The sequence below is a fragment of the Pseudonocardia acidicola genome (assembly GCF_012911935.1).
Lineage (GTDB): Bacteria > Actinomycetota > Actinomycetes > Mycobacteriales > Pseudonocardiaceae > Pseudonocardia > Pseudonocardia acidicola.
Window position 1 is genome coordinate 1 of sequence record NZ_JAAXLA010000160.1, and the last position, 1,539, is coordinate 1,539.

A 1,539-nucleotide genomic window follows, 5' to 3' on the forward strand; every position below is an offset into this window, starting at 1 on the left:
ATCCACAACGAGCTGCGCCGCAGCTGCGGCGGACCGGTGACGGCGATGGCGACCATCGAACAGCTCGAGGAGCGGATCGCCACCCTCCGCTCCTGGCGCTGACCCCCTCGCCCCTCCCCCTCCGCGAGTCGGCAGTTCCGGGCCCGCGAGTCGCCCTTTTCGGGAGGGTGAGTCGGCGTTTCGGGAGGGTGAGTCGCCCTGCTGGGACGTGTTCGCGGATTCGTCCGGGTGGTGCGGCCCGTAGCGTTCGGGCGTGCTCTACGACGTGGCCCGTGTCCGCGCGCAGTACCCCGCCCTCGCTGACGGCCGAGCTTGGCTCGACGGCGCGGCGGGCACCCAGGTGCCCGAGCCGGTGATCGCGGCCATGGCCGGCGTGATGCGCGGTGGGGTCGCCAACCAGGGCGGGGTGTTCCCGGCGGCCCGGCGGGCCGACGCGATCGTGGACGAGGCCCGGCGGGCGCTCGCCGACCTGGTGAACGCCCCCGACCCGGACGGCGTCGTGCTGGGTCCGTCGATGAGCGCGCTGACCTATCGGTTCGTGGGTGCCCTGGGCCCGACGTGGCGGCCCGGCGACGAGGTCGTGGTCACCGAGGCCGATCACGATTCGAACGTGCGGCCGTGGGTGCAGGCCGCCGCGCGGGCGGGGGCGACGGTGCGGATGGCCCGGCTGGATGCGGCGACCGGATCGCTGCCCACCGAGCACGTCACCGGGCTGCTGTCCGACCGGACCCGTGTCGTCGCGGTGACCGCGGCGTCGAACCTGACGGGCGCCTGCCCCGACATCCCGGCGATCGCGGCAGCGGCGCGCCGGGTCGGCGCGCTGAGTGTCGTCGACGGCGTGCACCACTGCCCGCACGTTCCCGTCGACGTGACGGCGCTGGGCGCCGACCTCTACCTCACCAGCGCGCACAAGTGGGCCGGGCCGCACCTCGGCGCGGTGGTGGCCGCGGACCCGGCGGTGCTCGCGGGGATCGACCCGCAGCGCCCGGCCCCGGCGCCGCCGACCGGGCCGGCCCGATTCGAGCAGGGGACGAATCCGTTCCCGGCGCTGGCGGGCGTCGTCGCCGCCGTGGAGCACTGGGCAGATCTGGCCGAGGCGGGCGGCGACCGGCGAGCCCGCCTGGCGGTCACCCGGGTCACCGCCGCGGACCACGGGCGGGCGTTGGGAGAGCGGTTGTGGGCGGGGTTGGGCGGCATGGCGCACGTGCGGCGGTACGGGCCGGACGCGGATCGGACGCCGATCGCCTCCTTCCGGGTGGCTGGCGTCGGACCGGCCGAGGTCGTCGCGGCCCTGGACCGCGCCGGGGTGAACGCCTGGGCCGGCCATGCCTACGCGTGGGAGGCGGCCCGGGCGCTCGGGGTCCGGGACGACGGCGGGCTGGTCCGGCTCAGCGTCAACCACTACTCGCAGCGGTGGGAGGTCGATCGCGCACTCGAGGTGGTCGCTGCCTGTCGCTGAGCGTCGGCGGGCGTCACACGGGGACGCCACGAGCGCAGCCGCTCCCGAAAAGGGCGACTCGCGCTACCGGAGACTGTCTC

The 1,539-nt window shown here is 75.8% G+C and carries 1 protein-coding gene; it reads left to right on the forward strand.

Features of this window, described 5'->3' with window-relative positions:
• Window positions 1–253 precede the first annotated feature (253 nt).
• Window positions 254–1,459, forward strand: a complete 1,206-nt coding sequence (locus HF526_RS34390; RefSeq protein ID WP_169385824.1) for a cysteine desulfurase-like protein — start codon at window positions 254–256, stop codon at window positions 1,457–1,459.
• Window positions 1,460–1,539 lie beyond the last annotated feature (80 nt).